Origin of the sequence: Streptomyces sp. NBC_01261 (assembly GCF_036226385.1) — a bacterium.
Lineage (GTDB): Bacteria > Actinomycetota > Actinomycetes > Streptomycetales > Streptomycetaceae > Streptomyces.
Map to the genome: position 1 here is coordinate 4,483,566 of NZ_CP108463.1, position 16,071 is coordinate 4,499,636.

15 protein-coding genes are annotated in these 16,071 nt (G+C 70.1%); 10 read left to right on the top strand and 5 right to left on the bottom strand.

Annotation, left to right across the window (positions count from 1 at the left end; translation table 11 throughout):
* Positions 1-134: 134 nt before the first annotated feature.
* Positions 135-710 carry a DUF6542 domain-containing protein gene (locus tag OG226_RS19320; RefSeq protein ID WP_328679454.1) on the top strand — a complete coding sequence of 192 codons (576 nt, stop codon included), beginning with the start codon at positions 135-137 and terminating at the stop codon, positions 708-710.
* Positions 711-1,176: 466 nt separating this feature from the next.
* Here the strand turns inward: OG226_RS19320 and ppgK are convergent, their stop codons facing one another.
* Positions 1,177-1,923, bottom strand: coding sequence for a polyphosphate--glucose phosphotransferase (gene ppgK / locus OG226_RS19325; protein WP_327401571.1), 747 nt, complete (start codon positions 1,921-1,923; stop codon positions 1,177-1,179).
* Between the two features lie 29 nt (positions 1,924-1,952).
* A complete protein-coding gene (locus OG226_RS19330; protein ID WP_328679460.1) occupies positions 1,953-2,978 on the bottom strand; it encodes a 4-hydroxy-3-methylbut-2-enyl diphosphate reductase in 1,026 nt (341 codons plus the stop codon).
* Positions 2,979-3,077: 99 nt separating this feature from the next.
* Between OG226_RS19330 and OG226_RS19335 the strand changes: the two genes are divergently transcribed.
* From OG226_RS19335 to OG226_RS19350, 4 genes are all read left to right on the top strand, one after another.
* Positions 3,078-4,460 carry an APC family permease gene (locus tag OG226_RS19335; RefSeq protein WP_328679462.1) on the top strand — a complete coding sequence of 461 codons (1,383 nt, stop codon included), beginning with the start codon at positions 3,078-3,080 and terminating at the stop codon, positions 4,458-4,460.
* Between the two features lie 94 nt (positions 4,461-4,554).
* Complete coding sequence (gene xseA / locus OG226_RS19340) at positions 4,555-5,763, top strand: exodeoxyribonuclease VII large subunit (protein WP_328679464.1); 1,209 nt, start codon at positions 4,555-4,557, stop codon at positions 5,761-5,763.
* Between the two features lie 26 nt (positions 5,764-5,789).
* A complete protein-coding gene (locus OG226_RS19345; protein WP_329349573.1) occupies positions 5,790-6,035 on the top strand; it encodes an exodeoxyribonuclease VII small subunit in 246 nt (81 codons plus the stop codon).
* Between the two features lie 1,192 nt (positions 6,036-7,227).
* A complete protein-coding gene (locus OG226_RS19350) occupies positions 7,228-7,818 on the top strand; it encodes a malonic semialdehyde reductase (RefSeq protein WP_327401577.1) in 591 nt (196 codons plus the stop codon).
* Between the two features lie 88 nt (positions 7,819-7,906).
* On the opposite strand, the gene OG226_RS19355 is transcribed toward OG226_RS19350, so the two are convergent.
* Positions 7,907-8,428, bottom strand: a complete 522-nt coding sequence (locus tag OG226_RS19355) for a DUF4245 domain-containing protein (RefSeq protein ID WP_329349574.1) — start codon at positions 8,426-8,428, stop codon at positions 7,907-7,909.
* 126 nt (positions 8,429-8,554) lie between these two features.
* On the opposite strand from OG226_RS19355, the gene glpX reads away from it, so the two are divergent.
* Positions 8,555-9,589, top strand: a complete 1,035-nt coding sequence (glpX, locus tag OG226_RS19360; protein WP_033286599.1) for a class II fructose-bisphosphatase — start codon at positions 8,555-8,557, stop codon at positions 9,587-9,589.
* 206 nt (positions 9,590-9,795) lie between these two features.
* Here glpX and OG226_RS19365 read toward each other — a convergent pair whose 3' ends face one another.
* Positions 9,796-10,170 carry a WhiB family transcriptional regulator gene (locus OG226_RS19365; protein WP_328679476.1) on the bottom strand — a complete coding sequence of 125 codons (375 nt, stop codon included), beginning with the start codon at positions 10,168-10,170 and terminating at the stop codon, positions 9,796-9,798.
* 173 nt (positions 10,171-10,343) lie between these two features.
* A complete protein-coding gene (locus tag OG226_RS19370; RefSeq protein ID WP_329349575.1) occupies positions 10,344-11,060 on the bottom strand; it encodes a DUF1707 SHOCT-like domain-containing protein in 717 nt (238 codons plus the stop codon).
* A gap of 180 nt (positions 11,061-11,240) precedes the next feature.
* Here OG226_RS19370 and OG226_RS19375 point away from each other — a divergent pair, with 180 nt between their 5' ends.
* From OG226_RS19375 to OG226_RS19390, 4 genes are all read left to right on the top strand, one after another.
* Complete coding sequence (locus tag OG226_RS19375; RefSeq protein WP_328679479.1) at positions 11,241-12,911, top strand: fumarate hydratase; 1,671 nt, start codon at positions 11,241-11,243, stop codon at positions 12,909-12,911.
* Positions 12,912-13,177: 266 nt separating this feature from the next.
* Entirely contained in the window at positions 13,178-13,537 is a 360-nt protein-coding gene (locus OG226_RS19380) for an SH3 domain-containing protein (protein WP_328679482.1), read from the top strand.
* Between the two features lie 203 nt (positions 13,538-13,740).
* Positions 13,741-14,514: a helix-turn-helix domain-containing protein gene (locus tag OG226_RS19385; protein WP_329349576.1), complete on the top strand. Its 774-nt coding sequence runs from the start codon at positions 13,741-13,743 to the stop codon at positions 14,512-14,514.
* Positions 14,515-14,603: 89 nt separating this feature from the next.
* Positions 14,604-16,007, top strand: coding sequence for a class II fumarate hydratase (locus OG226_RS19390; protein WP_328679486.1), 1,404 nt, complete (start codon positions 14,604-14,606; stop codon positions 16,005-16,007).
* Positions 16,008-16,071 lie beyond the last annotated feature (64 nt).

Consider the following 16,071-nt stretch of genomic DNA (forward strand, 5'->3'; position numbering starts at 1 on the left):
GGGCCCCGGGGCCGATCCACCAGTCTACGGCGTGAGCCGCGCCCTCCCGGCTTCGCGTCGAACACGTGGCCAAGCTCCGCCCATCGGCGTGTCTGAGGACCTATTCGGCACATAAACCGACCTAAGTTGGTCCAGTGGAGCAACACAGGACACGACCCCCACAGCCCGGCGCACGACGCGGGGCCCCGCCTCTGCCCCCGCAGGCGGGCCGGGGCCCGAACGGCGGCCCGGCCCGCACGACCCGTCCGGGCCCGCAGACAGGCGGCACCGCACAGCGCCGTCCGGCGACCGTACGACGCCCGAACGCCACGGCGGCCGAGACGGTACGTCAGCTGCCGAACCCCCGGCTCACCGGGCTCGGCGGCGGGCTGTTCTGCGCGGCCGTGATGTTCGTGCTCGGGTGCATCGACCAGTTCCTGTTCGGGGCCTCGCTGACCGTGTACGGCGTGCTGTTCGTGCCGGTGTGCGTGCTCACCGCGGTCTGGATCCGGCGCGGCGACCTGCTGACCGCACCGGTCGTCGTACCGATCGCCTTCGCCGTCGGCCTCTTCCCGGTGGCCGACGGCAGCGGCGGCCTCGGCAACCGGCTGATGGGCCTGTTCACCGGCCTCGCCACCCAGGCCGGCTGGCTGTACGCCGGGACCCTCGTCGCGGGACTCATCGCGACGGTCCGCAGGGTTCGGCTGCTGAGGCGTCGCCGTCGGGCGTGACTCCCTGGGCCGGCCGCGAGACTGGCCCCGGGTCGAGATCGAGGTCGGGGGCAGGTTGAGGTCGGGCGCCCCAGGACCAGTCCCGAGACCACCGCTCCTGGCATCGGTCGCGGGGTCGGTTCCGGGGCCGAAGACTCATCCGCGGAGCGTCCCCCGTCGACCGGGCCGTCCGAGCTGACCGAGCTGACCGAGCTGACCGAGCCCGTGCAACCCCAACCGAACCCGTACGCCCGGCGGCGGCGACCAGTGCCGCCGCCTCTTCACACAGGTCACGGCGGACTTCCTCCGCCCACCTGTCAAAGACGCCCCGCCTCACAGCCGACGCCCGCCGGACTCCGCCCACCGAGACCCACGCACCCTCACCCGCACCGACCAGGCGCCGCCGAGCCCCCACCACCAGCTCCACCAGTTCCACCGGCGCCGACCAGCTCGACCGACAGCCAGCCCTACTGACCGCTAGCCGGCCCTAGTCATCCCCCGCCGCATGCATCGCCGCCCCCACGATCCCCGCGTTGTTCTGCAGCTGCGCCGGGACGATCTCGGCCTTGATGTCCTCGATGAAGTGCAGGAACTTGTCGGCCTTGCGGCTGACTCCGCCGCCGATGATGAAGAGTTCGGGCGAGAACAGCATCTCGACGTGGGCGAGGTACTTCTGGACGCGGTGCGCCCAGTGCTCCCACGTCAGCTCGCCGTCCTCCTTGGCCTTGCTGGAGGCCTTCTTCTCGGCGTCGTGGCCGTTCAGTTCGAGGTGGCCCAGCTCCGTGTTCGGGACCAGGACGCCGTTGACGAACAGGGCGCTGCCGATGCCCGTGCCGAAGGTCAGCAGGATGACCGTGCCCTTGCGGCCCTGGCCGGCGCCGAAGTGCATCTCGGCGACGCCCGCCGCGTCCGCGTCGTTGACGACGGTCACCGGGAGGCCGCCCAGCCTGTCGCTGAACAGCGCGCCCGCGTCCGTGTCGATCCAGCTCTTGTCGACGTTCGCCGCCGTACGGATCGTGGCCCCGCCGGTGACCACACCTGGGAACGTGAGCCCGACCGGTCCCGTCCAGCCGAAGTGGTCGACGACTTCCTTCACGCCGTCGGCCACTCCGTCCGGTGTCGCCGGGTGCGGGGTCAGCACCTTGCACCGCTCTTCCGTCAGTTCGCCCTTGTCCAGGTCCACAGGGGCGCCCTTGATCCCGGATCCACCGATGTCCACGCCGAAGATCTGCATGGATCCACGCTACGACGAACGACTGACAGTCACTGCCCGGAGGGTGCCGTACGGTCGGAACCCGTGCGCTCGGCGACCAGTGCGGCCGCCTCTTCGCGCAGGTCACGGCGGAGTTCCTTGGGCAGCGAGAACGTGATGGACTCCTCGGCCGCCTTGACCAGCTCGACGTCCTCGAAGCCGCGGCCGGACAGCCACTCCAACACCTGTTCGACCAGGACCTCCGGCACGGAGGCGCCCGAGGTGACGCCGACCGTGGTCACGCCCTCCAGCCAGGCCTCCTCGATCTCGTCGGCGAAGTCCACCAGGTAGGCGGCGCGGGAGCCGGCCAGCTTGGCGACCTCGACGAGCCGTACGGAGTTGGAGGAGTTCTTCGAACCGACCACGATCACCAGGTCGGCCTCCTCGCCCATCTGCTTCACGGCGAGCTGGCGGTTCTGCGTGGCGTAGCAGATGTCGTCGCTGGGCGGGGAGATGAGCAGCGGGAACTTCTCCTTCAGGGCATCGACCGTCTCCATGGTCTCGTCGACCGAGAGGGTGGTCTGCGACAGCCATACGACCCTGGACGGATCCCGCACCTCGACCTTGGAGACGTCGGAGGGGCCGTCGACCAGGGTGATGTGGTCGGGGGCCTCCCCGGAGGTGCCGATGACCTCTTCGTGGCCCTCGTGGCCGATCAGCAGGATGTCGAAGTCGTCGTTGGCGAAACGGACGGCTTCCTTGTGGACCTTGGTCACCAGGGGGCAGGTCGCGTCGATGGTGGCGAGGCGGCCCTGCTTGGCCTCGTCGTGGACGACGGGCGCGACGCCGTGCGCGGAGAACATCACGATGTTCCCCTCGGGGACCTCCTCGGTCCGCTCGACGAAGATGGCGCCCTTCTTCTCCAGGGTCTGGACGACGTACTTGTTGTGCACGATCTCGTGCCGGACATAGATCGGAGCCCCGTACTGCTCAAGGGCTTTCTCGACGGCGATCACGGCGCGGTCCACACCCGCGCAGTAGCCCCGGGGGGCGGCGAGCAGGACACGGCGGCCAGACGAAGCAGTCATGCGTCCCATCGTAAGGCCGCGCTCGACGGGTCAAAGATCGCGTCCTTGGGGAGACTGGCCGTGGAGTGGGAGGGGTGGGGGCCGGGCACGACGTACGGGAGACGCGAGATGGCGGACAGGGACAGCGGTACGGCCGCGGACACGGAGACCACGGCCGGCGACGGGCCCCAGCTGCGGCGCAGCCTCGGCTTCCGGGATCTCGTCGTCTACGGGCTGCTGTTCATCGCCCCTATGGCGCCGGTCGGCGTGTTCGGCACCCTGGACGCCAAGTCGCACGGTGCCGTCGCGCTGGTCTACATCGTGGCGACCGTCGCGATGGCGTTCACGGCGTTCAGCTACGCGCAGATGGTGCGGGTCGTCCCCCAGGCGGGCTCGGTGTTCGCCTACGCGCGCGTGGGGCTCGGCAAGGAGGCCGGGTTCATCGCCGGCTGGATGGCGATGCTGGACTACATCCTGATCCCCGCGGTCGCCTACCTCTTCTCCGGGATCGCCATGAACGCGCTGGTCCCGGACGTCTCGCGGTGGGTGTGGACCGCGCTGGCGGTCGTCATCACGACCTGCCTCAACCTCTGGGGTGTGCGTGCGGCGGCCCGCGTGGGCTTCCTCGTCCTCGCGATGGAGATCGTCGTCCTCGTCATCTTCATCGTGTCGGCGATCGTCGTCCTCGCGCGCGACGGCGCCGAACGGGGCTGGCTGTCGCCCCTCTCCGGGGACGGCACGCAGGGCGCGTTCGCGCTGTCGGCGGTGATCGGCGCGGTCTCGGTGGCGGTCCTGTCCTACCTGGGCTTCGACGCGGTGGCCACCTTCGCGGAGGAGGTCACCGGCGGCTCCGAGAAGGTCGCCAGGGCACTGCTGTTCTGCCTCGCCCTGGCCGGTGTGCTGTTCATCGCCCAGACGTACCTGGTCGCACTCCTGGAGCCGACGACGTCCGCGCAGCTGGCCGCCGACGCGGGGAAGCAAGGAACGGCGTTCTACGACGCCGTCGACGTCTCCGTCGGGAACTGGCTGCACAACCTGGTCGCCGTCAGCAAGGCGATCGGCGCGGCGTTCGCGGCCCTGGCCGGGCAGGCGGCGGCGGGCCGCCTGGTCTTCGCGATGGCCCGCGACCGACGCCTCCCCCGCGCCTTGTCGAAGACCGACGACGGAGTACCGCGCGTCGCCCTGCTCTCCGCGGCGGTCATCACCCTGATCGCCGCGGTCTGGGCGGCCCGCCGCGACGACGGCCTCGACCATCTGGTCTCGGTCGTCGACATCGGCGCCCTCACCGCGTTCACGCTGCTGCACGCGAGCGTGGTGGGCTGGTTCGCGGTACGGCGGCGGGGCGGCCCGGTGGTGTGGTGGCGGCACGTGCTGGTGCCGGTGCTGGGGGCCGCGATCACGATCGCGGTGATCGTGGAGGCGTCCGGGACCGCGCAGGTGGTGGGCGCGATCTGGTTGGCGGTGGGGTTGGTGGTGCTGGCGGTGCAGTCGCGCGCGGCGATCCGGCAGTAGTTGCCCGGCGTGGGGGCGGGGCCGAGTAGGTGTGGCTCCCGCCCCACCCCGCACCTCGACCCCGTTGTCACAGGTGGCCGTTACTCTCGGGCGCATGGCTCTCAACACGGCTCCGGACGCGGCGCTCCCCGTCGGTGAGGTCTCCCGGCTGATCGGCGGGTGGATCGATCGGCTCGGTGCGGTGTGGGTCGAGGGGCAGATCACCCAGTTGTCGCGGCGGCCCGGTGCGGGGGTCGTGTTTCTGACGTTGCGTGACCCGTCGTACGACATCTCGGTGAGCGTGACGTGCTTCCGGCAGGTGTTCGACGAGGTCGCCGATGTCGTCAGCGAGGGCGCGCGGGTCGTCGTACTCGCGAAGCCGGAGTGGTACGCGCCGCGGGGGCAGTTGTCGTTGCGGGCGACCGAGATAAGGCCGGTGGGGGTGGGTGAACTCCTAGCGCGACTTGAGCAGTTGAAGAAGTCGCTGGCCGCGGAGGGATTGTTCGCGGCGGATCGGAAGAAGCCGTTGCCGTTCCTGCCGCAGCTGATCGGGCTGGTCTGCGGGCGGGCCTCGGCGGCCGAGCGGGACGTCCTGGAGAACGCGCGGCATCGCTGGCCCGCGGTCCGTTTCGAGGTGCGCAACGTGCCCGTGCAGGGTGTGCACGCCGTGCCGCAGGTCGTGCAGGCGGTGAAGGAGTTGGACGCGCTCGACGGGGTGGACGTGATCATCGTGGCGCGGGGCGGCGGCAGCGTGGAGGACCTGCTGCCGTTCTCCGACGAGCAGCTCGTACGGGCCGTGTCGGCCTGCCGTACCCCCGTGGTGTCCGCGATCGGGCACGAGCCTGACAACCCGCTCTTGGACTACGTCGCCGACCTGCGCGCCTCCACCCCCACCGACGCCGCGAAGAAGGTCGTACCGGACGTCGGCGAGGAGTACGAGCGCGTACGGCAGCTGCGTGACCGGGCGCGGCGGTGTGCGGTCGCGTTCGTGGACCGGGAGGAGCGCGGGCTGGCGCAGGCGTTGTCGCGGCCGTCGATACAGGATCCGCACCGGATGATCGACGAGCGCGCGGATCACGTCGCCGCCCTCCTCGACCGCGGCCGGCGCACCCTCGGCCACCTCCTGGACCGCGCCGACTCGGAACTGACCCACACGCACGCGCGCGTGGTCGCCCTCTCCCCCGCGGCCACCCTGAAGCGCGGGTACGCGGTGCTGCAGCGGGCCGACGGCCATGTCGTCCGGGACCCGGAGGAGGCAACGGCGGACGAGGTGCTCCGCGCGCGGGTCGCCGAGGGCGAGTTCACGGTTCGGGTCGAGGCGTAGTTCCTGTTGATGCATAGGGTGGGCGAATGACCAGCAAGGTGACGGAAGAGTCGCTCGGGTACGAGCAGGCACGCGACGAGCTGATCGAGGTCGTACGGCGCCTGGAGGCGGGCGGCACGACCCTGGAGGAGTCCCTCGCCCTCTGGGAGCGCGGCGAGCGACTGTCCAAGGTCTGCCGCCGCTGGCTGGACGGCGCGAGGGCCCGGCTGGACGCGGCGCTGGCGGAGGAAGAGGACGAGGGCGAGGCCGGAGAAGCGGACGGCGGCGAGTAGCGAGTGCGGGGGTCTCGCAGCAGCGGCTGACGGCTCGCGCGTAGGGGCAGCTGGCGGCGGACAGCAAGCCGCAGCAGCAGCCAGCCGGCGCAGCAACGGCGAACGGCTGACAACGGCCGACGACTGTCAGCAGATGCTGAAATCAACCGCCAACAACCAGCGGCAGACGGCGAGTAGCACCCGCTGTCACCGAGCAGCAGCAGCCACCAGCTTGTCAGCGACGGCGCTGCCAACAGCGGCCGGCAGCCAAGGACGGGCAGCCGACGGCGAGTCGCAACAACCGACAACAAGCAACGAACCACACTCAGCGCCCGCCGGCAGCAGAAGGCAAGCCGCGGCAGCCGCCCATTGACCGCGCCCGAGCGGAGCCGACAACGGCCAGCAGCCAAGAACCGGCAGCCGACAGCGAGTCGCAACAACCGACAACAAGCAACGAACCACACTCAGCGCCCGCCGGCAGCAGAAGGCAAGCCGCAGCAGCCGCCCATTGACCGCGCCTGCACGGAGCCGACAACGGCCAGCGGTCGAGGACTGGCAGCGGATGGCTGGCAACGGGCCGACAACCCGCAGCGGACGGCAAGTAGCACCCGCCTGCGACCGACAGCGAGTCGCGGCGGCCGGCTGACAGCGACGCCGAACGGCTCGCAACCGACGACCGGTAGCGGACAGCGAGTCACAGCAGCTGACAGCTGTCGGCGTCGGCGTCGGCGTCGGCGTCGGCGTCGGCGTCGGCGTCGGCGTCGGCGTCGGCGAACAGTCGGCAACGGCTGGCAGCCGATGACGAGCATCGACAGTCGACAACCAGCTGCGGACGGCGAACAGCGCCCTCTGTCGGCGGACAGCGAGTCGCGGCGACCGCTGGTTGGCTGCGCCGGTGGTCCGCCGGCAACTACCGGCAGCGGACGGCGAGTTGCGACAGCCGGTGGCGAACAGTGAGCCGTGCCGGCCCGTAGGCACCCGTCGGTGACGGCGGCCGGCCGATACCCGGCGCCGCCCGCTGCCGGCAACGCCGACCGATCGCCAGCAACAGCCGGCCCCTGGCAAGCAGCCCCAACAGCGTTTCCCTGTGATGCGGATCACCCCGCTCCGGATTTGGTTGAAAGTTGAACCTCGCATCACGTACGGTCGGTCCCGTCAGCCTATCCGGACCACGGTCCGGTTCCGGTTTCCGGCTATCCGAGGAAGTTCTCGTATGTCTCTCGTTCTTGACCCCGCTGCCCAGGACCTGCTGTTCCGCGAGGCCCGTACCGCGAACACGTTCACCGACGAGCCGGTGACGGACGAGCAGGTGCAGGCGATCTACGACCTGGTCAAGTACGGCCCGACCTCCATGAACCAGTCGCCGCTGCGCATCACCCTGGTCCGCTCCCCCGAGGCCCGCGAGCGCCTCGTGCAGCACCTCGCCGAGGGCAACCAGAAGAAGACCGCCGCCGCCCCGCTGGTCGCGATCCTCTCCGCGGACAACGAGTTCCACGAGGAGCTCCCCAACCTGTTCCCGCACTTCCCGCAGGCCAAGGACGCCGTCTTCGGCGAGCGTTCGGTCCGCGAGGGCAACGCCGCGCTGAACGCCGCCCTCCAGGCCGCGTACTTCATCATCGGCATCCGCGCCGCCGGCCTCGCCGCCGGTCCGATGACCGGTCTCGACTTCGCGGGTGTCCAGAAGGAGTTCCTGGACGGCGACCACACCCCGTTCGTCGTCATCAACATCGGCAAGCCGGGCCCGGACGCCTGGTTCCCGCGCTCCCCGCGGCTGGCCTACGACGAGGTCGTCACCACCGTCTGAGACGGATGACCCCCTGATGACATGACGAAGGCCCCCGGCACCGAAACCCGTGCCGGGGGCCTTCCTCGTACGTGTCGATCCCGTCCGTCTACTTCGTCTGCAGCGCCTTCGCCATCTCCGTCAGCTGCGCGAACGAACCCGTGCCCGCCACCACCGTCGTCGACCCCTTGCCCGCGAGCACGAGCGCGTCGTAGCGGCCACCGGTGTAGCGGGTCCACATGTGGCCGTCGATGTCCTGGGTGGTCTTCGTCGCGGCGGAGCCCTGGCTGGCGGTGTCGACGAAGTCGGCCGGCTTCTGAGTCGACTGTTCTATCTGCACGTACTGTCCGCCAGGGGCACTGAATCCGAGGTGCCAGGCGTCGAACGCGGCGCCGTCGTAGCTGACCGAGGTCGCCTTCCAGGTCTTCGACAGGCCCTCCGGGGCCGCCACCGCGTACGGCGCCGCGCGGCGGGCCGTGAGCAGCTCCACGCGGTAGTCGACCCGCTTGATGTCGGGAGCGTGGTCGCTGTGCGGGATGAAGACGTAGACGATCGCCGCCGCGATCCCGATCAGGCCCAGGGAGAGAATCATGTCCCGGACCGACTTCTGCTTGCCGTTCAAACCTGCCACGTCCCTATCGTCGCAGGTGCCCTGGTCCGCTCATCCGTGGGCCCCCCTGCTCATTTTGTCTGCCTGGCGATAGAGTCGGGGCCATACCCTCATCCGGCCGTCGTCGTATCAGAAAGGTGCGCTCCGATGACCGAGCATCATCATCTGCCGTCCGAACTCGAAGTCCCCTCCGAGGCCCCCGACCGCAACCTCGCCCTGGAACTCGTCCGGGTGACCGAAGCCGCCGCGATGGCCGCGGGCCGCTGGGTCGGGCGCGGTGACAAGAACGGCGCCGACGGTGCCGCCGTGCGTGCCATGCGGACCCTCGTCTCCACCGTCTCGATGAACGGCGTCGTCGTCATCGGCGAGGGCGAGAAGGACGAGGCGCCGATGCTCTTCAACGGCGAGCGTGTCGGTGACGGCACCGGGCCGGAGTGCGACATCGCCGTCGACCCGATCGACGGGACCACGCTCAACGCCAAGGGCATGCCGAACGCGATCGCCGTGCTGGCCGCCGCGGACCGGGGTTCGATGTTCGACCCGTCCGCCGTGTTCTACATGGACAAGCTCGTCGCCGGGCCCGAGGCCGCCGAGTTCGTCGACATCGAGGCGCCGATCTCGGTGAACGTCCGCCGGGTCGCCAAGGCCAAGCGGGTCACGCCCGAGGACGTCACCGTCGTCGTCCTGGACCGGCCGCGGCACGACGGCATCATCAAGGAGATCCGGGAGACCGGTGCGCGGATCAAGCTGATCTCCGACGGGGATGTCGCGGGGTCGATCCTGGCGCTGCGCGAAGGTACCGGCGTGGATCTGCTGCTCGGTATCGGTGGCACCCCCGAGGGCATCATCTCGGCCTGTGCCGTGAAGTGCCTCGGGGGTGTGATCCAGGGCAAGTTGTGGCCGAAGGACGATGCCGAGCGGCAGCGGGCGCTGGACGCGGGGCATGACCTGGACCGGGTGCTCACCACCGATGACCTGGTGTCCGGGGAGAACGTGTTCTTCGTCGCCACCGGGATCACCGACGGGGAGTTGCTGCGGGGTGTTCGCTACCGGGCGGAGACCGCGACGACCGACTCCATCGTGATGCGGTCCAAGTCCGGGACCGTCAGGCGAATCGATTCCGAACACCGGCTGAGCAAGCTGCGGGCGTACAGCGCGATTGACTTTGATCGGGCCAAGTAACGCGCCTACGGATGGGGGGCTGCGGACCATTGGCGGGTGCGGATCCGCTGCGGCCTGTCGCGCCCACGCGGCGGAGCCGCAAATGTCACAGCCCCGCGCCCCTTGGGGGTTGCCCTGGCCGGTGGCCAAAAGGCACCCCTGGTGAGGTGAGTAGCCCTGCCCGGCAATGCAAAAGGCGCCCCCTGGTGCGGAGGGGGCGCCTTCTGTCAGCCTGCCGCTGCTATGCGGCCGGCCGTGCGGGCCTTCTGGAGTTCCAGGTCGCGGCGGCGGCGCCTGGCCAGAACCACGCGGCGTTCGGCGGCGGTGAGGCCGCCCCAGACGCCGTAGGGCTCGGGTTGCAGGAGTGCGTGCTCCCGGCACTCGACCATGACCGGACAGCGGGCGCAGACGCGCTTCGCGGCGTCCTCGCGGGAGAGTCGGGCGGCGGTGGGTTCCTTGGAGGGTGCGAAGAACAGGCCTGCCTCGTCGCGCCGGCACACCGCTTCGGTGTGCCAGGGAGCGTCTTGGTCCCTGTCTCGCGCAGGCACCCGCTGAGCCGGAACAGCAGCTACCTGCAGGGACGAATGCGGCGGTTGCAGCACGGTCTACTCCTGACGACGGCTTCGCGAGCGAGAGACGATGCAGCAAGGCCTACCCGCTGTGCGCGCGCCTATGCACTGAGTTCCGAACCGCTGGTTTTCGGGCGCTTCTGCGCGATGTCAGGCCCTGGCGGGCGCGGACCGATCAGCTCCACATGTGTCCCGATTCACAACCGTCAACGGTCCAGGTGCTTGCGCAAATTCTTGTCGACCCTGCGCTGAACCCGATCGAGAATGTCCGCAACGAGCTTGCCCCGCTTGGGTTTTGCCTCGATGTTTCCGAGTACGGCCCACCCGTCGACGTAGACCACGGGCGCGTCCGGCTCCAGCGAGTCCAGCGTGTCCACCTCGAAGTTGCCGAGGACGCCGCCGCCGGTGCCGCGCAGCGACACGTTCTCCGGGACGCGGATCTCGACGTTGCCGAAGACCGAGACCGCCTTGATGACGACCTGCTGGTACTCGAAGATCGCCTCGCTGAGGTCGATCTCGACGCTGCCGAACACGGCGTACGCGTGCATCCGGCGGCCCGCGCGCCAGCGGCCCTTGCGCATCGCGGCGCTGAACACCGCCACCACGTGCTCGTCGGCCTCGGCCGGGATCGCGCCCTCCGTCGGGCGGTTCGGAGCGGGGCTGTACGACGGGGTCGTCGCCCGGCGCCCATGGGCGGCCGGCAGATCCTGGATGAAGACCTCCAGCTCGCCGACCGTCTTGGCGCTCAGCACCCCCTCGACCCGCTCGGCATGCTCCTCCGAGTCCAGGCGACCCTCGGCCAGGGCCTCGCGCAGGATGTCGGCGATGCGGTCACGGTCGGCGTCCGAGGCGCGCAGCTGGGTCGCGGCGGGCGCGGGCTGCGGGGCCGTGGATGCGGATGCGGGCTGCTTCTGAAGGTCCACGGCAGCAGCGTACCGAAACGCGATAGATCGCGACTAGGGGTGTGGACAACGTTGGCCTGGCGAAGACCCTGGGGAACTGAGCCATACCTCACAAGCCCCGTGTCAGTGGCAGGTTCTACGCTGGTGGACGCCCGCCAATGGCGGCTGGCCGCGCTGTCTGTCGAAAGAGGAATGGGCGACATGCCTGAGTTCGCGTACACCGATCTGCTCCCCATGGGAGAGGACACCACCCCGTACCGGCTGGTGACCTCCGAGGGTGTCTCCACCTTCGAGGCCGACGGGCGGACGTTCCTCAAGGTCGGGCCCGAGGCGCTGCGCAAGCTCGCCGCCGAGGCCATCCACGACATCCAGCACTACCTGCGGCCGGCCCACCTCGCGCAGCTGCGCCGGATCATCGACGACCCCGAGGCGTCGAACAACGACAAGTTCGTGGCGCTGGACCTGCTGAAGAACGCGAACATCGCCGCCGCCGGCGTGCTGCCCATGTGCCAGGACACCGGTACGGCGATCGTCATGGGGAAGCGGGGACAGAACGTCCTCACCGAAGGTGAGGACGAGTCCGCCCTGTCGCGCGGCATCTACGACGCCTACCTCAACCTCAATCTGCGGTACTCGCAGATGGCCCCGCTGACCATGTGGGACGAGAAGAACACCGGGTCGAACCTGCCCGCCCAGATCGAGCTGTACGCGACCGACGGCGGCGCCTACAAGTTCCTGTTCATGGCGAAGGGCGGCGGCTCGGCCAACAAGTCGTTCCTCTACCAGGAGACGAAGGCGGTCCTCAACGAGGGCTCCATGATGAAGTTCCTGGAGGAGAAGATCCGTTCGCTGGGTACGGCGGCCTGTCCGCCGTACCACCTGGCGATCGTGGTCGGCGGTACGAGCGCCGAGTACGCGCTGAAGACCGCGAAGTACGCCTCCGCGCACTACCTGGACGAGATCCCGGCCGAGGGTTCGGAGTTGGGGCACGGGTTCCGGGACAAGGACCTGGAGCAGAAGGTCTTCGAGCTGACGCAGCGGATCGGGATCGGGGCGCAGTTCGGCGGCAAGTACTTCTGCCACGACGTACGGGTCGTGCGGCTGCCCCGGCACGGCGCCTCCTGCCCCGTCGCCATCGCCGTGTCCTGCTCCGCCGACCGGCAGGCCGTCGCGAAGATCACCGCCGAGGGTGTGTTCCTGGAGCAGCTGGAGACCGACCCGGCGCGGTTCCTGCCGGAGACGACCGACGAGCATCTCGACTCCGCCGAGGCGGACGTGGTGCGGATCGATCTCAACCAGCCCATGGACGACATCCTCGCCGAGCTGACCAAGTACCCGGTGAAGACCCGGCTTTCACTCTCCGGGCCGCTCGTCGTGGCGCGTGACATCGCGCACGCCAAGATCAAGGAGCGGCTGGACGCGGGCGAGGAGATGCCCCAGTACCTGAAGGACCACCCGGTGTACTACGCGGGGCCCGCGAAGACTCCTGAGGGGTACGCGTCCGGGTCCTTCGGGCCTACGACCGCCGGGCGCATGGACTCGTACGTCGAGCAGTTCCAGGCGGCGGGCGGGTCCAAGGTGATGCTGGCCAAGGGGAACCGGAGCAAACAGGTCACCGACGCGTGTGACGCGCACGGCGGCTTCTACCTCGGGTCGATCGGTGGGCCCGCGGCCCGGCTCGCCCAGGACTGCATCAAGAAGGTCGAGGTCGTCGAGTACGAGGAGCTCGGCATGGAGGCGGTCTGGAGGATCGAGGTCGAGGACTTCCCGGCGTTCGTCGTCGTCGACGACAAGGGCAACGACTTCTTCCAGAACCCGGCGCCGGAGCCGACGTTCACGCACATCCCGGTGCGGGGGCCTGGGCTGGCCTAGGGCCTGCGGCGGAGCCGCTGATGGATGCGGCTCGCCCTCGCCGCCGCCCCTACCCGTCCCATCTCCAGGGGGCTCCGCCCCCTGGACCCCCATCGGCCCCGAAGGGGCCTCGTCCTCAAACGTCGGACGGGCTGACCGATCCCGCCCCGGCTCGTCCCATTTCGTCCCAGGGACATGCGGGACGGCATCTTCGCCCGGTTTGCCGGAAAAGCTCCGAGCTGACTGGATCACAGCCCGTGGTCCTCGGTCCACTCGGAGGAACCCCCATGATCCGACGCACTCTGCGCAACGGCCTCGTCGCCGCGATCGCAGCCGTCGCCCTCTTCCCCGTGACAGCCGTCGCCGCCCCGGCCGCCCACCCGGCGAACCCCACCCGGCACCACGTCACCGCCCCCGCCTGGGGCCGGGTCACGACCCACCACTACCGGCACCTGAACGTCCGCTCCGGCCCCGGCACCGGCTACCGCGTCGTCGGCACGCGGCCGGTCGGGCGGGCGCTGCCCATCGTCTGCGAGACGCGCGGGTCGGACGTCTTCGGCAACCACCGCTGGTACAAGCTCCCGCACCACGAGGGGTACGTCTCCGCGCACTACGTCCACCACCACAGCGCCGTCCGCTGGTGCTGACCCTCGTCTGACCCACGGCGCCACCCGACGGGACAGTCCCATGCGTCCCGTCGGGTGGCGCCGGGTCAACACCCCTTCATATTCCGGCATATTCGGGCGATCCGGGTGTGGCCCCGCACCTCCCCCGGGAACGGATCACCGCGGTCGCCCCGGTACGGCGAGGCAGCGGGGAACAGGGAACAGGGAGCTCGATGGAAAGCCACGTGACGGTCGGACCGCAGCAGCCCCTGTCCGGCCCTGACGACGACGCGGGGCCGCTCCTGACGGAACGGCTCCGGCTCCTCAAGCGGCGGACCGGGCTGAGCCTGGCCGCGCTGGCCTCCGTCACCCCGTTCAGCAAGTCGACCTGGCACCGCTATCTCAACGGCGACCAACTCCCGCCCCGGGCGGCCGTCGAGGCTCTCGCCCGGCTCGCGCACGCCGAACCCGGGGCACTGCTCTCCCTGTGGGACGCGGCGGCCCGGGAGCAGTCCCGGCCCGCGCCTCCCCCGCCGCGGGCTCCGACCCCGGCCCCCGTCCCGTCCGTACGGCCCCGCCGGTTCCGCCTCCGGCCCCCGACCCGCGCGCTCGTCGCCCTCGCCGCGATGGCCACCACGGTCGCGGTCACCGCCGGTGCCGCCGGCGTCCTCGATCACACGGTCGCCTCCTGCCGGGGCAGTGGCTGCCAGGGGGCGCTGCCGTCCTCCGAGACCTGCGCGCGGGACGCCCGTACGGAGAGCGTCGTGACCCGGGCCCGTCAGGTCGTGCTGCTGCGCTACTCGCCGTCCTGCGCCACCGTCTGGTCGGAAGTGCGCACCCGGGTCGCCGGGGCGCGGGAGATCTCCATCAGGGCGGGGCAGGACGAGCTGTCCGCCGAGTACCCGGGCCACCGCTCGGACGGCTACAGCAGCCCGATGCTGGCCGCCGCCGACCCGCGCGGGGCGCAGGCCTGCGCCGAGGTGGGCGGGCAGCCGGTGTGCACCGGGCCCGTCCACTGAGCGCGCGGCCGGGACACTCCGTTTCCTTCCGGTGAGGTGGGAACACGGGACGTGTCCGCGATGCTGTCCCCCACAGGAGGTGATCGGCGATGGCCGACGGTCAGACAGTGGGTCCGTTCCGTATCGAGCACGATTCGATGGGGGAGGTGCGGGTCCCGGTCGACGCGAAGTGGCGGGCGCAGACCCAGCGGGCGGTGGAGAACTTCCCGATCTCGGGTCAGCGCGTCGAGCGCGCCCACATCGAGGCGCTCGCCCGGATCAAGGGTGCCGCCGCGAAGGTGAACGCCGAACTCGGCGTACTCGACAAGGACATCGCGGAGGCGATCCAGGAGGCCGCCCGTGAGGTGGCCGCCGGGAAGTGGGACGAGCACTTCCCGATCGACGTGTTCCAGACCGGGTCCGGGACCTCGTCCAACATGAACACCAACGAGGTGATCGCCACCCTCGCGACCGAGCGGCTCGGCAAGGACGTCCACCCGAACGACCACGTCAACGCCTCGCAGTCGTCCAACGACGTGTTCCCGTCCTCCATCCACATCGCGGCCACCGGTGCCGTGATCCACGACCTGATCCCCGCGCTGGAGCATCTCGCGGGCGCGCTGTCGCGCAAGTCCATCGAGTTCGCCGATGTGGTGAAGTCCGGGCGGACCCACCTGATGGACGCCACGCCGGTGACGCTGGGGCAGGAGTTCGGCGGGTACGCGGCGCAGGTGCGCTACGGCGTCGAGCGGTTGGAGGCCTCACTGCCGCGGCTCGCCGAGCTGCCGCTGGGCGGTACCGCCGTCGGCACCGGGATCAACACACCGCCCGGCTTCTCCGCCGCCGTGATCGCCGAGGTCGCGCTGGTCACCGGGCTGCCGTTGACCGAGGCGCGGGACCACTTCGAGGCGCAGGGCGCGCGGGACGGAATCGTCGAGACCAGCGGGCAGTTGCGGACCATCGCCGTAGGGCTGACGAAGATCGCGAACGATCTGCGGTGGATGGCGTCCGGGCCGCGGACCGGGCTCTCGGAGATCTCGCTGCCCGATCTGCAGCCCGGCTCGTCGATCATGCCCGGCAAGGTCAACCCGGTGATTCCGGAGGCCGTGCTCATGGTCGCCGCGCAGGTCGTCGGCAATGACGCGACGGTCGCCACCGCCGGGGCCGCGGGCAACTTCGAGCTCAACGTCATGCTGCCGGTGATCGCCAAGAATGTCCTGGAGTCGATCCGGCTGCTCACCAACGTCTCGCGGCTGCTCGCCGACCGGACCGTCGAGGGGATCGTCGCGCACCGGGAACGGGCGCGTGAATACGCCGAGTCCTCGCCGGCCGTGGTCACTCCGCTCAACAAGTACATCGGGTACGAGGAGGCCGCCAAGGTCGCCAAGAAGGCACTGGCGGAACGGAAGACGATCCGCCAGGTCGTGCTGGAGAACGGCTATGTGGAGCGCGGTGACCTGACCGTCGCGCAGCTCGACGAGGCCCTCGATGTCCTGCGGATGACGCGTCCGTAACCAATTGTCGTCCTGGCGTGAACCGTGACGCGCACCGCAGCGTCGTATGCCCGGGGCACCTAAT